General features: G+C 67.6%; 20 protein-coding genes, 1 tRNA gene and 1 riboswitch. Of the genes, 7 read left to right on the top strand and 14 right to left on the bottom strand.

From position 1 onward, the window contains the following. Nucleotides 1-2: 2 nt before the first annotated feature. Entirely contained in the window at nucleotides 3-2357 is a 2355-nt protein-coding gene (locus ACFQQD_RS13920) for an MMPL family transporter (protein ID WP_378090493.1), read from the bottom strand. A gap of 107 nt (nucleotides 2358-2464) precedes the next feature. On the opposite strand from ACFQQD_RS13920, the gene ACFQQD_RS13915 reads away from it, so the two are divergent. Together ACFQQD_RS13915 and ACFQQD_RS13910 are read left to right on the top strand one after the other, a co-directional pair. Continuing rightward, nucleotides 2465-2977 carry a MarR family winged helix-turn-helix transcriptional regulator gene (locus ACFQQD_RS13915; RefSeq protein WP_378090491.1) on the top strand — a complete coding sequence of 171 codons (513 nt, stop codon included), beginning with the start codon at nucleotides 2465-2467 and terminating at the stop codon, nucleotides 2975-2977. Beyond that, nucleotides 2974-5046: a chorismate-binding protein gene (locus ACFQQD_RS13910; protein ID WP_378090489.1), complete on the top strand. Its 2073-nt coding sequence runs from the start codon at nucleotides 2974-2976 to the stop codon at nucleotides 5044-5046. Before ACFQQD_RS13915 ends, ACFQQD_RS13910 begins: the two co-directional genes overlap by 4 nt. A 92-nt stretch (nucleotides 5047-5138) precedes the next feature. On the opposite strand, the gene cls is transcribed toward ACFQQD_RS13910, so the two are convergent. Both cls and ACFQQD_RS13900 read right to left on the bottom strand, forming a co-directional pair. Beyond that, nucleotides 5139-6638: a cardiolipin synthase gene (gene cls, locus ACFQQD_RS13905; RefSeq protein WP_378090487.1), complete on the bottom strand. Its 1500-nt coding sequence runs from the start codon at nucleotides 6636-6638 to the stop codon at nucleotides 5139-5141. A 9-nt stretch (nucleotides 6639-6647) separates the two neighbouring features. After that, complete coding sequence (locus ACFQQD_RS13900) at nucleotides 6648-7289, bottom strand: TetR/AcrR family transcriptional regulator (RefSeq protein ID WP_378090485.1); 642 nt, start codon at nucleotides 7287-7289, stop codon at nucleotides 6648-6650. Between the two features lie 139 nt (nucleotides 7290-7428). Here ACFQQD_RS13900 and ACFQQD_RS13895 point away from each other — a divergent pair, with 139 nt between their 5' ends. Next, the gene (locus tag ACFQQD_RS13895; RefSeq protein WP_378090483.1) at nucleotides 7429-10164 is read left to right on the top strand and encodes an MMPL family transporter; all 2736 of its coding nucleotides are present in this window, start codon (nucleotides 7429-7431) and stop codon (nucleotides 10162-10164) included. A 10-nt stretch (nucleotides 10165-10174) separates the two neighbouring features. After that, nucleotides 10175-11344 carry an aminotransferase class IV gene (locus tag ACFQQD_RS13890; RefSeq protein WP_378090481.1) on the top strand — a complete coding sequence of 390 codons (1170 nt, stop codon included), beginning with the start codon at nucleotides 10175-10177 and terminating at the stop codon, nucleotides 11342-11344. Between the two features lie 41 nt (nucleotides 11345-11385). Here the strand turns inward: ACFQQD_RS13890 and ACFQQD_RS13885 are convergent, their stop codons facing one another. The 3 genes from ACFQQD_RS13885 to ACFQQD_RS13875 all read right to left on the bottom strand — a co-directional run bounded on the left by ACFQQD_RS13885 (nucleotide 11386) and on the right by ACFQQD_RS13875 (nucleotide 14621). Then, on the bottom strand, nucleotides 11386-12150 hold the full coding sequence (locus tag ACFQQD_RS13885) for an energy-coupling factor transporter transmembrane component T family protein (RefSeq protein WP_378090478.1): 765 nt from the start codon (nucleotides 12148-12150) through the stop codon (nucleotides 11386-11388). Then, nucleotides 12147-13769, bottom strand: a complete 1623-nt coding sequence (locus ACFQQD_RS13880; protein ID WP_378090476.1) for an ABC transporter ATP-binding protein — start codon at nucleotides 13767-13769, stop codon at nucleotides 12147-12149. Before ACFQQD_RS13880 ends, ACFQQD_RS13885 begins: the two co-directional genes overlap by 4 nt. Before the next feature lie 99 nt (nucleotides 13770-13868). Further along, entirely contained in the window at nucleotides 13869-14621 is a 753-nt protein-coding gene (locus ACFQQD_RS13875) for an ECF transporter S component (protein WP_378090474.1), read from the bottom strand. A 96-nt stretch (nucleotides 14622-14717) separates the two neighbouring features. Next, nucleotides 14718-14821, bottom strand: a riboswitch (TPP riboswitch). 93 nt (nucleotides 14822-14914) lie between these two features. Between ACFQQD_RS13875 and ACFQQD_RS13870 the strand changes: the two genes are divergently transcribed. Beyond that, entirely contained in the window at nucleotides 14915-15205 is a 291-nt protein-coding gene (locus ACFQQD_RS13870) for a DUF4235 domain-containing protein (RefSeq protein ID WP_378090472.1), read from the top strand. A 3-nt stretch (nucleotides 15206-15208) separates the two neighbouring features. Here the strand turns inward: ACFQQD_RS13870 and mnhG are convergent, their stop codons facing one another. The 8 genes from mnhG to dcd form a co-directional block, all read right to left on the bottom strand. Then, entirely contained in the window at nucleotides 15209-15661 is a 453-nt protein-coding gene (mnhG, locus tag ACFQQD_RS13865) for a monovalent cation/H(+) antiporter subunit G (RefSeq protein WP_378090470.1), read from the bottom strand. After that, complete coding sequence (locus ACFQQD_RS13860; protein ID WP_378090517.1) at nucleotides 15654-15935, bottom strand: monovalent cation/H+ antiporter complex subunit F; 282 nt, start codon at nucleotides 15933-15935, stop codon at nucleotides 15654-15656. Before ACFQQD_RS13860 ends, mnhG begins: the two co-directional genes overlap by 8 nt. Nucleotides 15936-15940: 5 nt before the next feature. Further along, complete coding sequence (locus ACFQQD_RS13855) at nucleotides 15941-16651, bottom strand: Na+/H+ antiporter subunit E (protein WP_378090468.1); 711 nt, start codon at nucleotides 16649-16651, stop codon at nucleotides 15941-15943. Then, the gene (locus tag ACFQQD_RS13850; protein WP_378090466.1) at nucleotides 16648-18453 is read right to left on the bottom strand and encodes a Na+/H+ antiporter subunit D; all 1806 of its coding nucleotides are present in this window, start codon (nucleotides 18451-18453) and stop codon (nucleotides 16648-16650) included. Before ACFQQD_RS13850 ends, ACFQQD_RS13855 begins: the two co-directional genes overlap by 4 nt. Beyond that, on the bottom strand, nucleotides 18450-19211 hold the full coding sequence (locus tag ACFQQD_RS13845) for a Na(+)/H(+) antiporter subunit C (RefSeq protein WP_378090464.1): 762 nt from the start codon (nucleotides 19209-19211) through the stop codon (nucleotides 18450-18452). The genes ACFQQD_RS13850 and ACFQQD_RS13845 overlap by 4 nt, the downstream gene beginning before the upstream one ends. Continuing rightward, nucleotides 19208-22441 (bottom strand): Na+/H+ antiporter subunit A, encoded by a 3234-nt coding sequence (locus tag ACFQQD_RS13840; protein WP_378090462.1) that lies wholly within the window; start codon nucleotides 22439-22441, stop codon nucleotides 19208-19210. The genes ACFQQD_RS13845 and ACFQQD_RS13840 overlap by 4 nt, the downstream gene beginning before the upstream one ends. 125 nt (nucleotides 22442-22566) lie before the next feature. Beyond that, nucleotides 22567-23961 (bottom strand): MFS transporter, encoded by a 1395-nt coding sequence (locus tag ACFQQD_RS13835; RefSeq protein WP_378090460.1) that lies wholly within the window; start codon nucleotides 23959-23961, stop codon nucleotides 22567-22569. A gap of 97 nt (nucleotides 23962-24058) precedes the next feature. After that, nucleotides 24059-24640 (bottom strand): dCTP deaminase, encoded by a 582-nt coding sequence (gene dcd, locus ACFQQD_RS13830; protein ID WP_378090458.1) that lies wholly within the window; start codon nucleotides 24638-24640, stop codon nucleotides 24059-24061. A 177-nt stretch (nucleotides 24641-24817) separates the two neighbouring features. Here dcd and ACFQQD_RS13825 point away from each other — a divergent pair. Then, nucleotides 24818-24888: transfer RNA gene (locus tag ACFQQD_RS13825), tRNA-Gly, on the top strand. A gap of 63 nt (nucleotides 24889-24951) precedes the next feature. Beyond that, entirely contained in the window at nucleotides 24952-25962 is a 1011-nt protein-coding gene (locus tag ACFQQD_RS13820; protein ID WP_378090456.1) for an AEC family transporter, read from the top strand.

The raw sequence follows: 25962 nt of genomic DNA, 5'->3' as shown, positions 1-25962 counted from the left end.
GATCAGCCCGCCACCTTCCGCCGACCGGACGCTCGGCTGAGTTTCGACGGCCACCAGACCGCCGGACCGATGTCCAGCGTCACTGCCGGGACGACCAGCGAACGCACCAGGAAGGTGTCCAGCAGCACTCCGAACGCCACGATGAAGGCGAGCTGCACCATGAACATCAGGGGGATGACGGCCAGCGCGGCGAACGTGGCCGCCAACACCACGCCGGCCGAGGTGATCACCCCGCCCGTGACGGTCAGGGCCTTCAGCACACCGGCGCGCGTCCCGATCTGCGCCGCCTCCTCCCGGGCCCTGGTCATCAGGAAGATGGTGTAGTCCACGCCCAGGGCCACCAGAAACACGAACCCGTACAGCGGCACACTGGGGTCCGCGCCCGGGAACCCGAACACGTGGTTGAACACGAGCGCGGACACCCCGATCGCCGTGCCGAAACTCAGCACGGTGGCCAGAACGAGCAGCACCGGGGCCAGGATCGACCGCAACAGAGCCATCAGAATGAGCAGCACCACGAGCAGCACGAGCGGGATGATGAGTTTCAGGTCCGCCTGAGCCGTGGTGTTCGAGTCCAGAGCGGTGGCCGTGGTGCCTCCCACGAGGATGTCCGGGTCCAGATCGTGCAGCGATCGCCGCAGATCCACCACCGTGCTCTCCGCTTCCGCGGAATCGGCCGGATGGGTCAGGGTGGCCTGCAGGTACACCCGCCCGTCGACCTCCAGCGGCGCCGTCGCCTCGCCTTGCTGGGCACCTTCCTGGTCGCCTTGCTGGTCGCCGGGAGCGCCAGCGGGCGAGCCGGCAGGAGCACCGGCGGGAGCGCCGCCGTCGGCGGTCAAGGAGGCCGAGGCCACGCCCTCGTAGGCCTGCACGGTCTGCAGTACCTGATCTCCGCGTTCCGCCGGGGCGATCACCGTGACCGGAGCTCCGGTTCCGGCGTCGAAGTGTTCGCTGAGGACGACCTGGCCGGCCTTCGCGTCCGACTCCCCCAGGAGAACGTCGGACTGTGCCACGCCACTGGCCTGCAGTTGCGTCACTCCCCCGGCCCCGACCAGAAGCACGATCGACGTCACGATCCACACGGTTCGTGGCCGGCGGGCGACCATGGCACCGATGCGGGACCACACGCCGTGGTGCACCCGATCGCCCAGGGGCTCCATGGCGACGTCGGGTGCCTGATCCGCCACCGATCCTTTCGGCCGATTCACCACCGCGGGCCGCGGAATGGCGGGCCAGAAGGCGGAGCGCCCGCAGAGGTACAGGACCGCGGGCAGAAAGGTCAACGACGCCGCCCATGCCAGCACGATGCCCGAGGCCGCGATCGGTCCCAGGGAGCGATTGGAGTTGAGGTCGGAAATCAGTAGACACAACAGTGCGAGCGCCACGGTGGCCGCAGAGGCCGTGATCGGTTCGAAAGATCCGCGCCAGGCCGAACGCACGGCCAACCACACGCGCGGTTCCCGCCGCAGCTCCTCCCGGTAGCGGGCGACCATCAACAGCGAATAGTCGGTCGCGGCGCCGATCACCAGGATGGACAGGATGCCCTGTGACTGACCGTTGAGGGCGATCCATTGTTCAGAGGCCATCCCATAGATCGTCAGGACGGCCACACAGAGTGCTGCCACCGAGTTCAGCAGTACCAGGATCGGCAACAGCACCGACCGGTACACCAGCACCAGGATGAGGAACACCGCTCCCAGCGCCACGGCCAGCAGCACACCATCGATCCCGGCGAAGGCCCCGGCCAGATCCGCGGACAGTCCGGCCGGCCCGGTCACATGGACGTTCACGCCGGCCAGGTCTTCCGCACCCGCCGCGACCGGATCGGTCTTCGCCGCTTCGAGGACCCGGCGAAGGTCTTCCACGACCACATCAGGCTCTGCCGACTCGGCATTGATGAGGGCGATGTATTGGATGGCCTCCCGGTCCTCCGACGGCACGGGCCCCACCATCTGATCCACTCCGTCGACTGCGCCCAGCTTCTCCCCCCAAGCGGAGAGGGCCGCCATTTCACCAGAGCCCTCCGCCAGTATCTGGCCGCCGGGCAGTTCGGCCACGATCAGTGCCGGGATCTGGTCTCCGTCGGTGAAGCGACTGGCCCATTCGCCGGCCCGTGTGGATTCGGCCGACGCGGGCAGGAACGTCGCCTGGTCATTGGAGGTCACCTCACCGAGCCGGCCGAAGGTCGGCCCACCCAGCCCCGTCCCGGCCAGCCATGCCAGCACCACGACGGCGGCCGCGGCCACCCGGACGGCGACTCCCGACCAGAGTCGCGGACCACGCCGAGATCCGGCCCGGTGCCGGGGCGGTGCGGATGGCGACGTGGACGACTGCGTGGGAGACGGCGCGGGGGACATTGACTCACCGTACCGCAATACCTCGATAATCGAGAGGTTTTTCCGCCCGGCCATCGGCGTCGAGATGCTCAGTAGACTGGGGCCCTGCGTCCGGCGGAAGGAGACCCATGGCCCGCGCGAGCAAGGAGTCCACCGAGCTCCCGGCATTGGTTCAGGCTCTTCGCCGCTACGCAGAGGCGGCGGATCGAACGACCGAGGCCGCCGGTCATCACCATGGCGTGCACCGCACGGACCTGCGCGCCCTGACGATCTTGATGCAGCGCCAGGCCGCCGGCCTGGAGACCACCCCCACCGATCTGGGCCGACTGCTGAACCTCACCTCCGCCTCCACCACGGCGCTGGTGGACCGGCTGGTCGCCAACGGTCATGCCCGGCGGAGCCCCTCGACCACAGACCGTCGCCGAGTGAACATCAGCCACACCGACTCTGCGACCAACGATGGTCGCGCGATCTTCCGGCCACTCGCACAACGACTGACCGATCGACTGGCGGAGTTCTCACCCGAGCAGATGCAGACGGCGGTTGACGTCCTGCAGGCCGCCACGGAGACCCTCGACAGCATTGATGCCTCCGATTCATCCGTTTCCCGCGACTCACCCGACTCACCGGCGACGACATGAAACCAGCCGACCGTACACCGCTGGTGCTGGCCATCGACGGCCGCTCGGGGGCGGGCAAGACGTCCCTGGCTTTGGAGACCGCCGCCCTCCTGCGCCCACATCTGACCGTCGCGGTTTTCCATCTGGACTCCATCTACCCCGGTTGGGACGGTTTGACCGCGTGCTTTCCCGCCTACCACCAGGACGTCGTCGAGCCGCTGTCCGCCGGACGGACGGCCCACTGGCGCCGCTGGGACTGGACCACCGCAACACCGGGAGAACTCAGCCACACGGATCCGGCCGACGTCGTGATTCTGGAGGGTGTGGGCGCCGGGAACCGGCAGGCCCGCCCACTCGTGGACGCCGTTGCGTGGGTGCAGATGGACGACGCCGAGCGCAAGCGCCGGGCACTGCACCGAGACGGCGAGGTGTTCGCCGCGCACTGGGACCGCTGGGCAGCCCAGGAAGAGGCTTACCTGGCCACCGACGACGTCGCTGACGCCGCGTGGTTCCTCGTGGACGGCCCCGGCTCGCTTCCTGACGCGGCCGTCCAGCTGGTGGAAGGCCTGCGCGCCCTGCCGGGCTGGGAAGGGGCTCTGAACCTGATTCCGGCACCCGCGCCGCCACGCTGGAAGCACCTCACGGTGTCAGGTGCTATGGACCCGCAGAGCCTGTTTTCTGCGGCAGGGGGTCCTGATTCCGGAACAGCGCTGCTGCTGGAGAGCTCCGACCACGACGTGACGCCGGCACCGGAACGCAGTCGATATTCGCTGATCGGTCTGGCCACTGGCGCCTCCGCGATCGCCACCCATACCGCCGGAACCACCACCGTCCGCAGCGGCCATCTCACGGTGCGCCGCAAGGGAGGGTTCTTCGCCTGGCTGGCCTCCGTGTGGCCCGGCACTGGTGGTCACGCTGAGTCCGGCGGACCGTTCCAGCCCGGATGGATGGGCTGGATCGGGTATGGGCTCAAGCGCGAGGCCGGTTCACCGGATGGTGCGGCCACGGTTGACGCCGCTACCGGCCCGCCGGAGGCGTTGCTGTTCCGTCCCGGTCGCGGGGCCACCGTGGACCACATGGCCGAGACCACCACCCTGTTCTGGGCGACCGACGATCCTGAGGGACCCACCTGGGCCGAGTCCCTCACCTCCCTCCCGCTTTGCGGGCAGAACGAACCGGTTCGTTCTGCCCGCAAAACGCCGCCGGTGTTCAGGGTGAGGGATTCTCGCGAGGAGTATCTGGCGAAGATCCGCTCGGCCCAGCATGAGATCTACGAGGGCCGCACCTATGAAGTGTGTCTGACCACTCACCTGGAATCCACGGTGGCCTCGTTCGACGGGTGGGCCACGTACCGAGAGCTGGCGGCGGCAAACCGTGCGCCCTTCAATCTCTATCTGCGTGCCGAGTCCGTGGAGATCCTCTCCACGAGCCCCGAACGTTTTCTCTCCATGTCAGTGGACGGCTGGATGGTGACCGAACCCATCAAGGGCACCCGCCCGCGCGGTGCGACCCCGGATGAGGACCGGGCTCTGGCAGAGGACCTCGCCGCCTCGGACAAGGACCGGGCCGAGAACATCATGATCACGGATTTGGCGCGGAACGACCTGTCCCGCTTCGCTCGGCCGGGCACCTTGTCCGCTCCGCGGGTGTGCGCCGTCGAGTCCTATCCGACTGTTCATCAGATGGTCTCCACGGTGCGGGCTCAACTCGAGGACGGCGTTCCTCGCGCAGACGCCCTGGCCGCGGCCTTCCCTCCGGGTTCGATGACCGGTGCACCCAAGATCTCGACCATGCACATCCTCGAACACCTCGAATCTGGGCCACGCGGGGTGTACTCCGGGGTCGCCGGGTACCTCTCCGACGACGGCGCCGCCGATCTCAACGTGCTGATTCGCACCCTCGTGGCCGTCCCACGGCAGTCCGGCGAGACGGGCAAGACGAGCGAGACGGGCGAGACGAGCGAAACCGATTTAACCCTCGGCGTCGGCGGGGCCATCACCGCGGATTCGGTTCCGGAGGAGGAATGGGAGGAAGTACGGACCAAGGCCCATGGGGTGCTTCGGAGCCTGGGTTCCACCTTCCCACTCTGAGCTGGGTGGCTCTTGGTGATGCTCCCGCCCAGCCACATCGCTTTGCGGGCAGAACGAACCGGTTCGTTCTGCCCGCAAAGCGATGTTCGGCGCTACTGCAGAGCGGAGGTGAGGCGGAAGACGTTGTCCACCCAGCGCTTGAGTCGCGGCCGACCCTCCCATTGCTCGAGGGTCAGCTCCTCGGACACGGATCGGTACTGCTCCACCACCGACTGAAGGGCATCGACCATCTCTGAGCCGACCGTCAACACGGAGACCTCCATGTTCAGCGAGAAGGAGCGCATATCCATGTTCGAGGATCCGAACACGGCCACGTCCTCGTCGATCGTGAAGAACTTGGCATGCAACACATTCGGATCGGGATAGCGGAAGATCTGGATCCCCGCCTCCAACAGGGCGTGGTAGTAGGACTGCTGGGCATGGTGGACCATGAACTGATCGGCCTTGCGGCAGACGTAGAGCTCCACGTGAACGCCCCGCTGGGCCGCGGTGGTCAGCGCGTAGAGCATCGAGTCGTCCGGCACCAGATACGGGGAGACCACCACGAGTCGTTTGCTCGCGGAGTAGAAGAGGTAGTTGAACAGGCGCAGATTGTTCTCATTGGCGAAACCCGGTCCGGAGGGAATCACTTGGGCGATGCTGCCCTCGTCCACGTCCAGCTCCGTCGGGTCGGGATCCCGGATCGCCCCCTCGAGGGGGTCGCCGGTCTCCGAGTACCAGTCAGTGACGAACACGATGTCCAGCGAGGCAACGATCGGGCCGGTGACCCGGGCCATCAGGTCCACCCAGGCGCGGCCCATCCGGTGTGCTGCGGGCTGCTTGTACCCGGGTTCGATGAGGTTCTGCGAGCCCGTGTAGCCGACGAGTCCGTCCACCACAAGGATCTTGCGGTGGTTGCGCAAGTCCGGGCGCTGATACTTGCCGCGCCAGGGCAGCACCGGCATGGTCTCGTGGTATTCCAGTCCCGCGGCGTCGAGTCGCTGCCGCAGCTTCCGATGGCCCCTGACCCGCAGCGAACCGATGTGGTCGAAGAGGATGCGCACCTTCACCCCGCGCCGATGGGCGCGCTCGAGGGCTTCCAGCACCACCGAGGTGTAGCCCTGCCGATCCTCGGGGTCGTCCGCCAGGATGTAGAAGACCAGGTGGACGTAGTGCTTCGCGTTGTCGATGTCATCGGCCATCCTCTGCAGGGAGGCGCGGTAGTCCGTGATGAACTCGAACCCGTTGCCGTCCAACATGGGAAAGCTCGTCAGATTCCGGCTCAATGCGGCCGCCGAGGCCACGTATCCGGGCGCCTGGCCGGCGTCGTTGGGCAGTTCCAGATGCGCGGTGGCCCGGCCCAGGGCCTGACTGACCGCTCGCTGGCGTGAACGGCGCGGCCCGCCCAGTCGGAACGAGCCGAACAGCAGGAACAGGACCAGACCGGGCAACGGCAGGAAGAAGATGATCAGCAGCCATGCCATGGCCACGGCGGGACGACGGCCACCCGGGACGATGCCGAGCAGCAGTACGCGGATACCCACGTCCACGACCCAGAACACCACGCTGAGCCACGTGGGGAAGGTGCTGAACTCAGCGACAGGCCAGAGCATTTCCTCAGCCTACGGTCGGCTCGAGTGATCGCCGTCCCGTGAAGGCGTCACGAGGCTCATCAGCTGGTCGATCCACTCCGAGGACATCGGCAGGGAGAACATCACGTGCAACAGCAGGCTCGCCCCCACGGTCTCGGCCAAGAACGACGGCGGCGCCGGCAGGCTGCCGGGGTGGGTGCGGTCGTGCGCGCGGAAGCGTTCGTCCAGGCTTTCCATGATCGGGCGGATGAGGGAGGCTTGGATCGCTGAGGAGGTCCCTCCCGCTGAGGTCAGTGCTGAGAGGATGGCCTGCACCAATCGCGCCGACTCCGGTTGTTCGATCTCGGCCTTGAGCTCGCCGATCCACCGTTCCAGATCGACACGCAGGTCCCCCGTGTCTGCCGGACCACCCAGCGGACTCACCAGGTAGCCCTCGGCCATGGACTCGACGACGACGTCGGTCTTGGACCCCCACCAGCGATAAATTGTCTGTTTGCTCACACCGGCCGACGTCGCCAGCCCTTCCACCGTGAGGTCCTGGAAGCCAAAGTCCACCATGTGGTCCGCCGCCGCCTGCAGCACGGCCACGCGGGATTTCTCACTCCGCGGCCGGCCCCGATGCTCAGTCGGTCCCCTCAATTCGTCAGCGTTCACCACAACCTCCGTGGTCATTCTCTCCATCGCCTATTTCGATACGAGACGTTCCGTCCACTATAGTCGGTGACGGGTCGGTCCGTCCCCCCAACCATTCCGACCCGTCACCCGTCTGGACCCATCGTTGTACTCATCTCCTCCGAAGGAGCGCCTTTCCATGGCAGAACTGCTCTACCGACTCGGCTTCGGTTCCTCGAAGCGCCCCTGGGCGGTCATCGGGGCCTGGGTCGTCGTCCTGGCCCTGTCCGTCGGCGGGTTCCTGGCCTTCGGCGGGACCCTGACCACCTCCATCACCATTCCCGGAACGCCCACCAGCCAGGTCACCGATCGGCTCTCGGAGGAGTTCCCCGAGGCGGCCAATGGCTCCGGCTCCGTGGTGTTCCGCACGGAGGACGGTACCGAGTTCACTGACGCTCAGCGTCAGGAGATCGCGGATCTGCTCACGGAGGTTGAGGAGCTCGACGGCGTGGATTCCGTCCTGGATCCCTTCGCCACCGAGGCGGAGAAGGACTCCAACCAGCAGGAGATCGAGGACAACCGTGCCGAGCTCGAGGAGGGCCGGACCCAACTGGAAGACGGTCAGGCGCAGATCGACGAAGCGCAGGAACAGCTCGAGGCCTCCGAAGCCGAGCTCCAGTCCGGTCAGGAACAGCTCGACGCCGCTCAAGAACAGTTGGATGCCGCCCGCGCCCAGGCGGAGGCCGCCGGCGCCCCCGCGGCCCAGATGGCCCAACTGGAACAGCAACAGGCAGCCCTGGACGCTCAGCAGCAACAGCTGGACGCCGGGAAGGCTCAGCTCGAGGACGGCCGCGAAGAGATTCAGGCCAATCAGGAAGAACTCGATCAGAAGAAGCAGGAACTCGAGGACGGCGAGACCCAGCTGGAGCAGGGTGAGGACATGCTCGCCCTCGCCGAGGAGTACCGGACCGTGTCCGAGGACGGAACGGCAGCCATCGGCTCGGTGACCTTCACCGCCCCGTTGATGGAGATCTCCACCGAGGTCAAGGACGAGGTGGTCGGGACGCTGACCGACGCCCAGATCGACGGGGTCGAGGTCCTCCCCGCCAACGATCTCTCGCAGTCCGTGCCGCAGCTCGCCGGCGCGGCGGAGGCCATCGGCCTGGTCATCGCCGGCATCGTGCTGTTCATCATGCTGGGCACCTTCGTGGCCGCCGGCCTGCCGATCCTGACCGCACTGGTCGGCGTCGGGATCGGGGCCACCAGCACACTGGCCTTCTCGGGCACTATCGACATGCTGTCCGTGACGCCCGTGCTCGGCCTGATGCTCGGACTGGCCGTGGGCATCGACTACGCCCTGTTCATCATCAACCGCCACCGCCGCCAGCTCAAGGACGGCGTGGAACTCTACGAGTCCATCGGCTTGGCGACCGGCACCTCCGGCAACGCCGTGGTGTTCGCCGGGCTGACCGTCGTCATCGCGCTGGCCGCCCTGAACGTCACGGGTATCCCGTTCCTGGGCCTGATGGGCACGGTCGGCGCTGTCTGCGTGGCCCTGGCCGTGATGATCGCCATCACGATGATGCCCGCCCTGCTCGGTCTGGCGAAGCACCGCGTGCTCAGCAAGAAGGAGCGGGCGGCGGCGGATTCCGCCAGCGCCGCGACGATCAGCCACGGACGGCACGCGGCCGGCGTCGACGACGCGCGGTCGTCCTCCTCGTCCTCGTCCGCCGGCTCCCATGCGGCCCCGGCCGTGAAGCCGATGTCGACTCCCCGGGCGGTGCTCACCTCCATCGGGACCATCGTGCTGCTGGGCGTCATCGCCATTCCGTTCTTCTCGATGCGTCTCGGGCTGCCCGATGGCGCGTCAGAACCCCCGGAGTCCGCGAGCTACCAGGCGTACATGACCATCTCCGACACCTTCGGTGAGGGGCGCAACGGTCCGCTCGTCGTGACCGCCGATCTGCCCTCCGGACTGGACGACACCGAGGTGATGGACGAACAGCTGGCGGTGGCCCACCAGTTGAAGGAGCTGGACCACGTCTCCTCGGTGGTCCCGGCCGCCGTGTCCGAGGACAACAGCATGGCCATGTTCCAGGTCATCCCCGAGGACGGCCCGAACGCCGTGTCCACCGAGAACCTGGTGCACACACTGCGCGAAACGGAGCCGGAGTCCGACTCCACGAACCTGGCCGTCGCGGGCAACACCAGTGGTTTCGTCGATGTGGCTGAAAAGCTCGCCGACGCGCTGCCGATCTACCTGGGCGTCGTCGTCGGGCTCTCGCTGCTCATCATGATTCTGGTGTTCCGCTCGTTGCTGGTGCCGCTGATCGCCACGGGCGGGTTCATCCTCTCCGCGTTCGCGGCCATGGGCGGCGTGGTGGCCATCTATCAGTGGGGCTGGCTCGCCGAGGCGTTCCAGGTGCATCACCCGGCCCCGATCCTGGCGTTCCTGCCGACCATCATGGTGGGCGTGCTGTTCGGGCTGGCGATGGACTATCAGTTGTTCATCTCCTCCGGCATGCGCGAGGCGTTCGCGCACGGCTCGCCGGCCAGGGTGGCGGTCCAGCAGGGAATGCACGCTGGCCGGTCCGTGGTCATCGCCGCGGCCATCATCATGATCAGCGTGTTCGGTGGCTTCGTGTTCTCCGAATCCGCCATGATCCGGCCGATCGGATTCGGCCTGGCCTTCGGTGTGCTCGTGGACGCCTTCATCGTCCGCCTGCTGCTGATCCCCTCGCTGATGCATCTGTTCGGCAAGGCCGCCTGGTGGTTGCCGCGGTGGATCGACCGGATCCTGCCCAATGTGGACGTCGAGGGTGCCTCGCTCGAGCGCAACCACGGTTACACGGATCCCGAGCTGGTCGGTGCGGAGTCCGCCACTGAGGACGAGGGCTCGGGCGTGGCGAAGGAGTCCGACCGCCCGTCTGCGTAGGCTGGACTGCATGATTGAGGCGTCCGCATCCTTCGTCCCGGATCCCGGGCAGTCCGTCGTCGTCTTCATCGAGGCCCAGCACGACGGCGGCGGATTGGCTTCCGGGCCGGGCGTCGCGATGGGTGCCGGGCCGGGCGGCGGATCAGGCGGCCGGGACGCACACCTCGGCATCCGGGTGGCCGATCCCCGCACGCCGGCCATCCTGGTCACGGATCAGGGGCTCACACGGGGCGACGGTGTCTTCGAGACCATGACGGCGGTGCCGCGCAGCGACTCGTCGGATGCCTCGAGAACCTCCGCACCCGCGCAGGCCGGCGGTTACCGTATCCGCAAGGAAGAGTCCCACCTCGAACGCCTCGCCTCCTCAGCGGCCGCCCTCGAACTGCCGATTCCCGCGGCCGAACTCTGGCGCCGGGCCGCTCGGGCCGGCCTGGAGGCGTTCGCTGAGACGAACCCCGGGGCGGACGCCGTCGTCAAGCTGGTGGCCACCCGCGGTCCCGAACCCACGCCGGGCTCCACCACAGAGCGCACCTCAGAGCGCACCTCGGAGCGCACCTCGGAACCCATGTCGCCGAGCGGAACGTACTGGGTGCTGGTCTCACCCGTATCGCCAGCCTTCGCCGCTGCCCGGGAGCGCGGGCTGAAGGTGTTGCTGCTGGACCGTGGCTTCGATTCCAGCGTGGCCGAACGGGCGCCGTGGCTGCTGCTCGGTACCAAGTCGTTGAGCTACGCCGTGAACATGGCCGCCCTGCGCCACGCGGCCTCCCAAGGCGCGGACGATGTCATCTTCTTCTCCTCGGACGGCCAGATCTTGGAAGGGCCGACGTCCACGGTCTTGCTCGCCCGCCGGGTCCCGCAGCGGGGCGGGCCCGAGCAGGGCGGGCCCCAGGCCATCGAACTCGTCACGCCCCTCCGCAACACCGGCATCCTGCCGGGCACCACGCAGGGCACGATCTTCGCGGCCGCCGAACGTGCCGGCTGGGATCTGGGCTATGGACCACTGGAGACCTCCGATCTGTTCGACGCGGATGCCGTGTGGCTGGTCTCCTCCGTGCGCGGCGTGGCCCCGGTGACTCACCTCGACGGCGAGGCGCTGCCGCAGGACGCGGAACTCACGGAGCAGCTGCATCGCTTCCTCGCCGAAGACCTGGAACCCGGCGAGCACGGCCCCACGTCCTAGACCCGCATCAGGCGTAGACCCGCTTCACTCCTAGATCCGCGTCAGGCCCAGACGAGGTTCCAGGCACCGGTGGCCACGGACAACCCCACGGCCAGCCCGGCCAGAGCACAGCCGCCCAGCACCACCCAGACATCCACGGCGCCGAAGCTGGACTCTCGGGCCCAGGTCCGCTCCCCCGTGCCGAAGCCCCGCGCCTCCATGGTCACGGCGAGCCTGGTGGCGCGTCGAATGGCCTGAACCATCAGGCCGAAGACCTGTCCCAGCCAGGAGGTGGTGCGGCGGACGGGATGGCCTCCGGCTCCCACACCGCGGGCCCGTCGCGCCTGACCGAGGGTCCGCCATTCCTCGGTCAGGACGCCGAGCAATCGGAAGGCGGCGAGTGCCCCCAGCACGAACCGCGCCGGGAGCTTGAGCCGCTGTGCGAGGGCATCGGCCAGATCGGTCGGGTCGGTGGTGATGAAGATCATCACTCCGGGCAGGGCAACGGCCAGGATCCGGAGGCCGGTGGCCAGTCCTGCCAGCAGGGAGCCCTCCGAGATGGTCACCGGACCGGCCTCGAGAAGTGTCCGGCCGGCGTCGTCCCCCACCAGGGCCGTGCCCCAGGCGGCCACCAAGGCCGCCGCCGCCAACACCCACGCCCGCCGGAAGAACTCTCCGGGCCGGATGCCGGACAGCGGCAACAGGGCCACGGCGGTGACCAAGACGAGGCCGGAGGACGCCCAGTCCATGGTCATCACCAGCACGGCGGTGATGGGCAGCAGGGCTGCCACCTTCGCCAGCGGGTTGGCCCGTTCCAGCGGCGTCACGGGGTGGACTCCCTCGGGGGCTCCAGCTCCATCACGTCAGCGTCGAGGACGGCGGCGAAGTCAACGTCATGGGTCACGGCCAGGACCGAGCATCCGTCCGCGCCCAGATCGCGGAGCAGCCCGGTCAGCACGGCCCACGTGTTGGCGTCCTGACCGAAGGTCGGCTCATCCAGGAACACCATCTCCGGCCCGGCGGCCAACACTGTCGCCACCGAGAGCCGCCGCTTCTCCCCGCCCGAGAGCGTGTACGGGTTGACCTCGGCCAGCGCGGTCAGGTTCAGGACCTCCAGCAGTTCGTCCGCCCGGGCCTCCGCTTCCTCGTCCGTCCAGAGGCGTCGGCCCGTCTCGGGATTCCGGGCATGGCGAGGGCCGAACAGCAGCTCATCGCGGACCGTGGTGGCCACGAACTGGTGCTCGGGCTCTTGAAACACGGTGCCGATCCGGCTCACCAGATCGGCGGCCTTCCAGCGGTACGGATCGTCGGGCAGACTGTCGCCCTGGTCCCCTTTGAGCGCTCGACCCGCCGTCAGCGTGCCGGCATGGGTCGGAATCAGACCGGCCAACGTGAGCAGCAAGGTCGATTTACCGCTGCCATTGGCCCCCGTCACAACGACGGCCTCGCCTGCCCGCAGGTCCACGTCCAGCCCGCGCTGAACCGGCCGGGGCGGTGGTCCGAAACGTCGCCGCCATCCGGGTGTGACGGGTTCCTTCGAGACCGCCAGTCCCCGAGCCGTCAACAGCGCGCTCTCCTCCATCCCGCCACCCCGCGTCTGGTGGTCAAAAGTGCCCCGGTTTCGCTCCGAAAACCCGCCATTCTGGGGCACTTTTGACCTCCAGTTGCCAGAGATGGGGGTGGGGACGTGGCCGGGCACCCAGAGTCCAGCCGAGGCCAGCTCATCCCGGACGGGGCCGGAGTCCAACAACTCGGCCGGGCCGCCGTCGTGGCTGATGCCCCCGCCGGGCTCGAGCACCACCAGCCGGTCCACGTGCTCGGCCCACACGCTCAGGCGGTGCTCCACGACGATCAGGGTCGCCCCGGTGCGCTCGATCAGAGCCTCGACGGCGTCCCGCACCTCGATCACGCCGGCCGGATCCAGGTTGGCCGTCGGTTCATCGAGCAGTACCAGCGGTGGCCGCATGGCCAGGATCCCTGCCAGAGCGAGTCGCTGCTTCTGCCCACCGGAGAGCTTCGAGGTGTCCCGGTCCAGGGAGATTCCCTCGTCGGCGCCGAGACCGACGGCGGACAGCGCGTCCCGGACCCGTTCCCAGATCTCCTCGCGCGGCACCTGCAGATTCTCGGCGCCGAACGCCACGTCGTCCCCCACCCGGGAGAGAATCACCTGCGTCTCCGGGTCCTGCTGCACCAGCCCGGCATGTCCACGCTGCTCCCGGGACGACACACCGTTGACGAGGAGCCGGCCGGTCTCCTCAGACTCGTCGGCAGGGTCCAGAACCCCGGCGAGCGCGTACAACAGCGTCGACTTGCCCGCACCGGAGGGACCGGCCAGCAGCACCTTCTGGCCCGCCGGCACCGTCAGATCCAGACCGGCGACGGCGGCGGCGGACCGACCAGCGTGCCGCCAACCCCAGCCCTCGGCGCGGACGGTCGCCCCGGACACCGTCCCGGATCCAGCACCGGAAACGGCCCCCGGACCAGCACCCGGGCCAGTCCCCGGTCGGGCCCGAGATTCAGCCCCTGGTCCAGCCTTGGCCAATGGTCAGGCCACCGACTCCTGATGCGCACGGCGGGACGCCAAGGCGGACAGCGCGCCGGTGGCGGCCAGCCCGCGGGTGGCCAGCCACGAGAGCAGACCGGCGATCAAGAGCCCGGACACCCCGACCAGAGCCACGTAGATCAGCTTCCAGTCCATCGTGTACTCGGGGAACCAGTTGAAGATGAAGGCGTCGTTGATCCCGCCGAACAGACCGGTGAGCAATCCGGCGAGCAGGGCCACCGGCAGCGTGAATCGGCGGTAGAGGAACAGCAGCAGGATCAGCTCGGCGCCGAGTCCCTGGACCAGTCCGGAGGCCAGCACGGTGAGCCCGAACTGGGAACCCAGCAGGGCCGAGACGGTGGCGGCGACGAGTTCGGTAAACAGGGCCGCTCCGGGCCGGCGGATGATGAGCCCGCCGAGCACGGCGGGGAACAGCCACAACCCCGCCACGAGTCCCGACGACGGCGGGAACGCCGCGAAGGCCGGGCTGAGGCCCGCGTAGGCCAGATTCCAGGCCCAGAAGATCACCCCGGAGGCCACGGCGATCACCGCGGCCACCACGATGTCCACGACGCGCCACGTGCGGCGATTCTGAGCGGTGGTGGTCCCCGTGGTGGCCCCCGTGCTGGTCGCCGTGTTGTGCGCCGTTGGCCGTCCCGGATCGGACGTACCGCCCGCGGTGGGTGAGCTTCCGGCCTCCGGCGAGCGGCCGGCGTCGGGAGTGGTGTGTTGGTGATTGGTCTGGGATGAGACCATGTTGTCCTCCTCAAGGTTCCAAGGAGGGGGATGAAACGGACTCCGCGGTTTCCACGGTTTCCGGTGAACCGGACCGGTGGACGGTGTTCTGAAGTTTCATCAGAGAACTCGACTTCCTTCGCCGGTGCTAGCCGGTGCAGGTTCGAGGGTCTGCGCTGCGCGCACTCTCAGCACCCGGAGGTGCTCCCCTGTCGTTCACAGTGTCCGTCCAGCATAATGCACCACAGAAGCGATCAACCCACCGAGCGGATAGGCTGGACGCGACCACACAGCCCAGCCGGGAGGACACCCCCATGAACAAGCTCACGGAACGCATCATCAGTACCGCGATCACCCTCATCGGTGGCTATGTCGGCACCAAGATCGTTGACTACACCTGGCGCAAGGCCACCGGGCACGACGCCCCCAAGGACGTCGACGACACCGAGAACAACATGTGGGGCGCCATCACCTTCGCCACCATCTCTGCCGGCATCACGGCACTGATCCGCGTGACCTCGCAGCGCGGCGCGAAGAAGGCCAGCAAGGCCATGGCCGCTCGCTCGCAGGCCAAGAAGGCCAAGATCGGCACCGGCGAGGTCTGAGAGTCAGTCCCGGTCCGAGGAATCGGTCGGGTCCGGGGTGGGCACCGTGCGCTCATCGGCTGAACTGACGGGCTTACCCTCGTCGTCCTGACGCGCGACCACGTCGGCCAGCTCGTCCACGTACAGGTACTCCGGCCTGAGGTGTTTGGTGCGGTAACCGGCTCGGCCCACCAAGTGTGCGGACACCGGTGCGGTGAGCATCTGCAGCACCCACGCCAGCAGCAGGACGGGGATCCACACCCACGCCCGCCACGCCAGGGCCACCGCCGTCAGCACGAGTAGCAGTCCCAGCACCTGGGGCTTGGTGCCGGCATGCATCCGGGACAATTGGTCGGGGAACCGGAACAGACCGATGCCCGCCACCGTGGACAACAGGGACCCGAGGACCAGCAGGACCGCAGCGAGGCCGTCGGCGATCACCGGCCACTCCGGCAGGCCGTTCAGCACATCACCCATGTTCGCTCGGCTCCTTCCGTGACTCCGCCACGAACCGGGAGATCGTCACGGATCCGATGAATCCGATCACCGAGGCCGCCACCACGAACATCACGTGGTCCGTGTGGTGGTTGACGGCCATGTCCACGCAGAGCGCCGAAGACACGGTGATCAGCAGCACGTCCGTGGCGATGGCCCGGTCCAGGATGGACGGCCCCCGGACGATCCGGTAGATCGCGGCCAACGCGCCCAGGCCGAGCAGCACGATGCAGACGATCCCGGCGATCTCGAGCATGGTCATCAGCGCGCCTCCCCTTCTGGTCCTTCTGAGCCGGCCGGGTCTGAGGTGGCTGGGTCTGAGCTGGTCGCATCCGAACCGGCCGCTTCGCTGTCCTTGACCAGCGCCAGATCGGCTTTGGTGCCAATGGCACGGATGACAGCGGCCTCCGTTTCAAGCGCCCGGGCTCGGAACAGCTCGACCTCCTCCATGCTCTCCATGTTGAGGCAGTGCAGGAACAGGGTCGACGTCGGCCGGTCCACATCGATCACCAGCGAACCGGGGACCAACGCCAGGGCGTGACCGGTGAGGGTGACGATGAGGTCATCGTGGCTGCGCAGCCGCACGGCCACCACCGCGTTGACGATCCCCGGACCACGAACAATGGCGTCCCGCGCCACCGAGACCGACGCGGTCACCACATGCCACAGGAACCGGACCGTGAAGACCAGGACGTACCAGAGGTTGATCCGGTCCGAGAAGCTCACCTTCGGCAGCCGATAGAACCACAACACCAGAAGCGAAACCCCGACGCCGGCCACCAGGACCCCTGGAGAGAAGTCCTGCCACAGTGCGCCCCACGTGAGCGTCAACCCCAACAGGATCACCCATTGGCTCCACCACTGGGCACGTTCTTCGGGTGCACCCTGGTCGGGCTGCGCGGCGGAGTGGTGCTGGCTGGAGTCGTGCTGGCTGGTGTCATGCCGGCGAGGGTCATGCTGATTGAGACTCATGGCCGCCCGCCTTCCGCTCCGCCGGCCGGTGCGCTGGCGGATTCGCCGCTGGGTTCGCTGGCCGGTTCGGTAACCTCGTGCTCGTGCCGGCGGGTACCGGCGTCGTGCCCTTCGCTGTCTCCTTCGAGAGGCTCCATCTTCCCGGGACCGGACTGGTCCCGTTCCGGGACATCGATGCCCTGCTCCTCCAGGCCGCCCACGTCCCTCAGAGCCTGGGCGGCCGCGTCCCGGCCCAGGACCGCCTCGATGTAGGGAGTGCGGGTGAGCATATCCGTGGAGGCGCGGTCGGAGAACGCATAGAGCGGACTGGCCAGTACCGTGAACGCCAGACCGAGCGTGACCAGACCGATGGTCGGATAGACCATGCCTCGCGCTGGCCCCTTGGCCAGCTTGGTCTTGACGGCGCGCCCGTCTCGCCGAGCCTCCGACTCCTCCAGCGCGATGGTCAGCTTGGCCGGAGGATGTTCCACGTCCTCCATCCGCCGCCAGAAGGCCCGCGCCCACACCCTGACCATCACCAGCAGGGTCAGCAGCGAGGTCACCACGGATGCCACCACCAGGGCCCAGGCCATCGTGGTGTCCGCCCCGACGCCGGCTTGGATGAGGCCGACCTTCGCCAGGAAACCGGAGAACGGTGGGATGCCGCCCAGGTTCATCGCCGGGATGAAGAACAGGACCGCGGCCAGCGGGGAGATCCGCGCCAGGCCACCGAGCCGGTCGATGTTGGCCGAACCGGCCCGTTGCTCGATGAGCCCGGTGACCAGGAACAGCGCCGTCTGCACGGTGATGTGGTGAACCACGTAGAAGATCGTGGCACCGAGTCCCAGGACGCTGGAGAGGGCCACCCCGAAGATCATGAAGCCGATGTGCGAGACGAGAGTGAAGGACAGAACACGTTTGATGTCGTTCTGTGCCAGGGCCCCGAGAATGCCGACGATCATCGTCAGCAGGGCCACCCACATCAGCACCGCGTTCACCCGGTCTCCCGGGAACAGCAGCGTCTCGGTCCGGATGATCGCGTAGACGCCCACCTTGGTCAGCAGTCCGGCGAACACGGCGGTCACCGGGGCGGGAGCGGTGGGATAGGAGTCCGGTAGCCAGAAGGACAGCGGGAAGACGGCGGCCTTGATGCCGAAACCGACCAGCAGCATCACGTGCAGAACCATCTGCACGTCCGGATCCAGTTGCGCCAGTTTCACCGCCAGGTCCGCCAAGTTCACCGTGCCGGTGGCCCCGTAGATCATGGCGATGGCGATCAGGAAGATCACCGAGGAGATGACCGAGACGACCACATAGGTCACCCCGGCCCGGACTCTCGGACCCGTCCCTCCCAAGGTCAACAGGACGTACGACGCCGTCAACAGGATTTCGAAGCCGACGTACAGGTTGAACAGGTCACCAGCGAGGAACGCATTGGAGACGCCCGCCACGAGGATGAGGAACGTCGGGTGGAAGATCGAGACCGGGCCGCCCTGGTCCTGATCGGTGATGCCCTGCGCGGAGGCGTAGACCAGAACCGCGAGCACGATGGCCGAGGAGATCACCAGCATCAGTGACGAGAAACGGTCGACCACCATGGTGATGCCCCACGGCGCCTCCCATCCCCCGAGGAACACGGCCACGGCCCCGGTGTCCCACGTGGTGGCCAGAAGCAGGCTCTCCAGAGACAGGGTCAGGGCAATGGTGCCGACAGTCACGGCGATCTGTGCCTTCGGCCGGCGCACCAGGACGAACGCCAACGCCGCGCCGAGGATCGGCAGCAGGACGGAGAGCGGAGCGAGGGAGACGATGTCGAGGGTCATCGCTGCCCGCCGTTCCGGGGGCCGTCGTCGGCTCCAGTTTCAGGGCCATCGTCGGGACGGGACCGCGGACTGCCGGCACGCTCGTCCTCATCCGGAAGGTGATCGTCGTGTCCTCGTGAGCCCACCGGTTGCTCGCCCTCTTCAGGTTCGGCCACAGCACTCGAACCCCGCTCGCCGCCGGCACCGGAGCTCGGAGTAGTGCCGGATCCAGTACCGCGGTCGCGGCGCTGGCGGGTCGTCGCCACACGAACGCTGCCCTGTCCGCGCTGACGGACGGCCGGGGACACGGCGGAGGGATCGACGGCGGTGGCATGCTCGTAGTCGGCGTTCGGATCCTCATGCTCGGTGAGGAACTCCGAGTGTTCCTCTTGCAGTTCGGCGTCCTCCTCGGCGTCGAAGGCGGGCCGTTCGGCCACTTTGACGTCCTCGGTGTCCACCAAGACCTCGTCCCGCCGGCCCACCTTCCAGGACCGGTAGATCATGCCGACCATGAAGGCGATGACCGCGAACGAGATGACGATCGAGGTCAGGATCATCGCTTGCGGCAGTGGGTCCGTGTAGTCGCTCGGGCTCACGCCGTCCTCCACCAACGGGGCCTGCCCCGGCGCACCCGCCATGACCAGAATCAGCAAGTTGGTGGCGTTCATGATCAGGATCATCCCGAACAGCACCCGGGTCAGGGTCCGTTCCAACAGCAGGTAGACCCCGCCGGCATACATGACGCCCGTCGTCAGCAGCATCACCACGTTCACGCTCATGAGGTCCCCGTCCCGGTCTCGATGCCAGCTCCAGCGTCAGTACCGGTGTCAGTACCGGACCCGGAGCCGGCGGTCTGCCGGGGTGCCGTGCCGGCGGACCGGGCCGCAGCCCTGCCCTGGGCTTCCCGACGGCGGCGGTCGGCCTCGACCTGCGCGGCCGACTCCGCTTCGGACCGGCGGTCCACCTCGGAACCGAGCGAGCGCAGCACGTCGATGACCAGACCCACCACGACCAGGTACACGCCGATATCGAAAATGCTCGCGGTGACGAACTTGACGTGGCCGAACAGCGGAAGGGTGGCCTCTAGAATCGCCGACTGGAACACCTCTCCGCCGAAGAACAACGGAACCACCCCGGTGATGGCTGCCACGGCCAACCCCGAGCCCAGCAGCACGCCGGCCGGGATGGGCATGGCCTGCTCGAGCTCATAACGGCCCCCGGCCAGGTAGCGGATCGTCAGGGCCAGACCGGCGATCAGGCCACCGGCGAACCCGCCACCGGGAGTGTTGTGTCCGGCCAGCAGCAGGTAGATGGACATCAGGATGATCACGTGGAAGATCAGCCGGGTGACCACCTCGAAGATGATGGACCGGCGTTCCGGGGCCACGGTGCGTCCGGCCACCAGCCACTGATCACGGTCCACGATCGCGAACTTCCGCACCGCTGCCAGTTCCCGTGTCTCCAGCGGTCCCCGGGCGGAGTACCGGCCCACGGATCCGGAGGCGACCTGATCCAGATTTCCCGATCGACGGTCACGCTGCTGGATGAAGATCAACGAGGCCACCCCGGTGGCGGCCGCGGCCAGCACCGTGATCTCACCGAAGGTGTCCCAGGCACGGATGTCCACCAACAGCACGTTGACGATGTTGCTGCCACCTCCGTCTTCGTAGGACAGTTGGGGCATCTCCAGGGAGATCGGCTCCGCCGTCCGTGAGGCCAGTGCGGTGATGGCCACCCAGACCATGACCAACCCGAACAGGGTGCCCAGCACTGCGTGCGCCCACCGGAACCCGGTCCGACGTCGGGTGTACCACCCGGCGGGCAGCACCCGGAGGCCCAGGACCATGGCCACCAGCACGATCGACTCCACCAGCAACTGCGTCAGGGCGAGATCGGGGGCTCCCTGGAGGGCGAACATGGCGGCCAGCCCATAGCCCGTCACGGAGACCAGCAGCACGGCCATGAACCGCTTCCGGGCCCAGATGGCCGCCAGTGTTCCCGTGATGATGGCTGCGCCGATGAGGACTTGGGCCACCGAATCCGCCCACACCCAGTTCGCCGAACCGAAGATCGCGGCGGCGAGGCCGGAGCCGCCGTCGTGCTCCTGGGGGAACACCAGCGCCAGGAGCGGCGACAGCAGGGCGACCGCCAAGATGATGAAGAGATAGAAGCTCAGCGAACCGCGCTGGGTGCGGCCCGTGACGCCCACGGCCACGTCGTCCAGGATGCGCAGCAGGAACCGGTAGATGCGTTGGGCGTCCACCCAGGCCGGAATGTTCTCCTGGAGCCGGCCCACCCTCGTCTTGGCAGCGTAGAGCGCGAGGCCGAGTGCGACGATCGCCAATGAAATCCCCAGGACCGGCGTGATGCCGTGCCACAGGGCCAGGTGCGCGGGCTTGCCTGCTGGCTCACCGGCTGACTCGAGTGGCGGCATGGATCCGCCGAACGCGACGGGCAGGGCGTCCATGATGGCGGGGACGAACGCACCGATCACGCAGGCCAGGGCCAGCAGCGCCGAGGGGCCCAGCGCGCCGATCGTGACCGGCCGGCGGAAGCGGGTGTCGTCGGCCTGGTGCGGAGCGGGGCGTGAGGCGGGGCGTGGAACGTCGTTCGTGCGGACGTCCTTGGCGGCAAAGGCGCCCCAGAGGAACCGGGCGGAGTAGGCCACCGTGAGAACGGAGCCGACCGCCACGCCGACGAGCGGGGCCCAGGCCCAGACCGTGGCCCACAGGCCCCCACCCGAACCGTGCTCCGCCCAGCTCAGGAGGGACTCGAGGACCGACTCCTTGGTCACGAAGCCGAACAGCGGCGGAATGCCCGCCATGGAGGCAGCACAGATCACCGCGGTGGTGAACAACCAAGGGTGATTGCGGCCCACGCCCGAGAGCTTGTTCAGGTCGCGGGTGCCGGCCTCATGGTCGATGATGCCCACCACCATGAACAGGGGGGCCTTGAACAGGGCGTGCGCCGCCAGCATGGCCAGTCCGGCCATCGCCGCATCCCGATGGCCCAGGCCATTGGCGACCAGCAGGAATCCGAGTTGGGAAACGGTCCCGTAGGCGAGGATCAGTTTGATGTCCGTCTGTCGCAACGCACGCCATCCGCCGACCAGCATCGTCCAGAGACCGACGCCCAGCACCAGAGCCTGCCACCAGCCCGACTCGGCGAATGCGGGGGCGAAGCGGGCCACCAGGTACACGCCGGCCTTCACCATGGCCGCGGCGTGCAGGTAGGCCGAGACAGGCGTCGGAGCGGACATGGCCGCCGGAAGCCAGAAGTGGAACGGCGCTTGCGCCGACTTGGTCAACGCGCCGATCAACACCAGCACGATCGCCCACTCCAGGAACGCGCCGGCGTCCGCGGCCATCAGCTCCGGGCCGCGGGCGACGATCTCGGAGAGCCGGTAGGTTCCGGACGCCTGGCCCAGCATCACCAGTCCGATCAGCATGGCGAGCCCACCGAAGGTGGTGACGATCAGCGCCTGGGTGGCGGAACGGCGAGCGAAGATGCGGTGTGCCGAGTACCCGATCAGCAGGAACGAGAGCACCGAGGTCAGTTCCCAGAACGTGTAGAGGATCAGCAGGTCGTCGGTGGTGACGAGGCCGAACATTGCGCCGGCGAAGGCGATCAGCTGGCCGCCGAAGGCGCCGTTGCGGGAATCGTGGGCGTTGAAGTAGCGAGCGCAGTAAGCCAGGACGAGGGCCCCCACGCCCAGCACGATGAGGCCCATGTACGCGGACAGGGCGTCCATCCGGAAGGAGAACTCGATACCGAGATCGGGAATCCACGAGGAGGACTGGACCAGGCCGCCGTCGAGGTTCTCCGGGGCGGCCGCGCCGGAGTTGACGGTGTTCTGGAGCTCCAGCACCCGCGGAAGCTGGAACACCAACCAGAAGAACCCGAGGGCCGGCACGGCGGCCAGGACGTAGAATCCGTTGCGGTCGAAGGCCCTGAAGATCAGCGGGGCGACCAGTGCCATTGCGAACAACGCAATGAGCACGGTCAGCACGAGGCAGCCTCCAGCTGTCGGGGCGGGGGATCCCTCCCATCATACCGGGGCGCGCTGACGGCGATCACCAGATCAGTCATTCGCCGTCACCGCTGCCACCTGGCTAGTGCCGGCTTTCTTTGGCTCTAATGCTGCGCGGTCTGGGCCGGGCGGGCCGGCTGGAGGTGGTCCTCCACTTTCGGGTCACGCACCCGGAAGAGCAGGGCCATGCCGGCGAGCAGGACGAGCAGAATGGCCGGGACCATGAACCGTGCGTCTCCGCTGAGGCCGATGGCCACGGAGATCAACGCCGGCGTCAGGAAGGACACCGCCCGTCCCGTGGTGGCGTAGAGCCCGTAGATCTCCCCCGCCTGCCCTTCCGTGGTCAACCTCCCCAGGAAGGATCGCGATGCGGACTGTACCGGTCCCACGAAGAAGCACAGGAGCAGACCGAAGATCCAGAAGGTGGTGGTGCCGTTGAGGAAGAACACGATGGCCGCCGCCGCGATCAGGCCGATGAGCGAACCCATGATGACCCGCTTGGGCCCCACCCGGTCGTCGATCCAGCCACCGGCGAAGGAGCCGACGGCGGCGACCACGTTCGCGGCGATGCCGAACAGCAGGATGTCCGCCGGGTCCACTCCGTAGACAGTGGTGCCCAGGATGGCTCCGTAGGCGAAGACGGCGGCCACGCCGTCGCGGAAGATCGCCGAGGCCGCGAGGAACCAGAACGTGTTGCGCTGTTGGCGCCACAGGCCCATGATCGTGCGCCACAGTCGGCGGTAGGACTCGATGATGCTGACCTTCTCGTTCTCGCCCGTGGCCCGGTGCTCCGGGATGCTGACGAAGAGCGGGATGGCGAAGAGCAGGAACCACAGTCCGGAGAACAGGGCCACCACGCGGATGTTCATCGCCTCGTCATTGGAGATGCCGAGCCAGTGCGTGTCCCCGGCGATGAAGCCGACGTAGAGGATCAGCAGCAGGAAGATCCCGCCCACGTATCCGGCGCCCCATCCGATGCCGGAGACTTTGCCGATCGTCTTGGGCGTGGCCACCTGCAACAGCATGGCGTTGTAGTTCACCCCGGCGAACTCGAAGGCCACGTTGCCCGCGGCGATGAGGACGACGCCCAGCAGCAGGAAGGCCTCATCCGGTTGGACGAAGAAGCACAGCGCCGTCAACAGGATGACCGCCACGGTGTTGATCCCGAGCCAGAGTTTGCGCCGGCCGCCCTGGTCGGAGCGCTGACCGATCACCGGGGCCGTGAGCGCGACGATGAGCCCGCCGATCGCGTTGGCCGCCGCCAACCACTGGGTGCCCCGGTCATCCGCTCCGAAGGAGTCAGACGCCAGGTAGGTGGCGAACACGAAGGTCACCATGACGGCGTTGAACGAGGCAGAGCCCCAGTCCCACAGGGCCCACGCGGTGACATGACGCCGGTTCAGCGGTCGGTCGAGGGGACCTTCGGCCGACGATTCGCCAGCGGTGGAGGCATGGTCGGGGCCGGCCGTGGACGCCGCCGACGAAGAGGGGGTGCTCATGCCGGGCATGTTACTGGGTCAGGGAAGCGGCGAAGTGAACGGCCCGTCTTCATCAGTTGCTGTCAGCTGGCCCCGCACGTACCCACTCCCGCCCGCGTCAGCGTTCAATGACGGTCCGGTGGAAGTTCTGATGAGAGCGTGACGCCGTGGGGCCTCGCTGGCCCTGATAGCGGTTCAGGTAGGGGCCCGAACCGTACGAATGCTCCGCCGGGGAGGACAGCCGGAAGAAGCACAACTGGCCAATCTTCGAGCCGGGCCACAGCTTGATGGGCAAGGTGGCCATATTGGACAGTTCCAGGGTGACGTGACCCGAGAAGCCGGGGTCGATGAAGCCCGCCGTCGAGTGGGTCAACAGTCCCAACCGTCCCAGCGAGCTCTTGCCCTCGAGCCGGGCGGCGACGTCATCCGGCAGGGTCACCCGCTCATAGGTGGAGCCCAGCACGAACTCTCCAGGGTGCAGGATGAAGGGCTCCTCGGGGTCCACCTCGACCAGCCGGGTGAGTTCTTCCTGCGGCACCGAGGGGTCGATGTGCGCGTATTTGTGATTGTCGAAGAGCCGGAAGAACCGGTCGATACGCACGTCCACACTGGAGGGCTGAACCATGTCCAGCACCAGGGGGTCCAACCAGATCCGCTGCGAATTGAGCTCGGCCTTGATGTCGCGATCAGAGAGAAGCACCCTCCCAAAGTAGCGCAGCGCACTCTCCCCCACGCACACCTACGCACCATCCAGCGTCGTCGCGCGCCGAGCTTCAGGAACATCAAGATCCCGCCACGACACCAGCAACCAGACCAGACTCGCCCGGGATACCGTGTAAGCTGGACTGCGCGTGACAGGCCGATATCGTCTTGTCCTGCGGGCGTAGCTCAATGGTAGAGCGCTTGCTTCCCAAGCAAGATACGCGGGTTCGATTCCCGTCGCCCGCTCTCTTTGTGCCCGGATCCTGCTGGAGACGGCCCCCGAGCGCACCGAATCGGAGGGGGTTTAAGGTGATCGAGGTGATCTCCGGGTTCACCGTGGTCTGGGTGATCATCCTGGTCGGCTACGCCACGGGCCGCTCCGGAGTCCTCGGCGTCCACGGCCAGCCGGTCCTGTCCCGGTTGGCCTTCTTCGTCGCCAGCCCGGCACTGCTCTTCGACACCCTCTCCGCCGCTGACGTCCAGTCCGTCCTCGGTCCCCAGCTCGTGGTGGCCACCGTCTCCGCGTTCCTCGCCGGAGGGCTCTACCTCCTGGCGGCCCGACTGCTGCTCCCCCGCCGCAGTGGCTCCGAGACCGTCATCGGTGCCCTCAGCGCCTCCGTGGTGAACTCCGCCAATCTGGGTATTCCGATCGCGGCGTACGTACTCGGGGATGCCGCCCTGGCCGCACCCGTGCTGATCTTCCAGCTCGCCATCTACACCCCCATCTATGTCGCCTCCCTGGACTCCACCACGGCAGCGGAGGCGCGGGCGCGCAAGCTCCATCACCAACAAGGCCAGCCCGACGCCGGCCGTGCGCCCGGTCCCGTCCGTCCCGCCAGCCGGTGGGTCGCCTTCTGGCGGCAGCTCGGTCACATCGCCTTGAACCCGATGATCATCGGCTCGGTGTTGGGCCTGGTGTTCGCGGCCACTGGATGGCAGCTGCCGGAGCCCGTCGCCGAGTCCGTGAGCCTGATTGCCGGGGCGTCGATCCCGGCCATGCTCATCGCGTTCGGCATGTCCCTGGTCGGCTCACGCCCCCTCGAGAAGGCAGCCGGACGACGAGGTGATGTGGTACTGGCCGCAGCGATCAAACTGCTGATTCACCCCGTGCTCGCGTGGGTGGTGGCGGGACCGATCCTCGGCCTGTCGGGGCATCAACTCTTGGTGGCCGTGGTGATGGGATCGCTGCCCACGGCGCAGAACATCTTCGTCTCGGCCTCGCGCTATGAGACGGGGATGGTGGTCTCGAAGGACACCATCCTCGTGACGACGATCGTGGCCGTCCCGGCGATGATCGCCGTCGCCCTGATCTTCGCCTGA

The organism is Citricoccus sp. GCM10030269, assembly GCF_042665635.1.
Lineage (GTDB): Bacteria > Actinomycetota > Actinomycetes > Actinomycetales > Micrococcaceae > Citricoccus.
The sequence above is the reverse complement of the archived record's forward strand: the minus strand, read 5'-3'. Positions and strand labels throughout refer to the sequence as shown.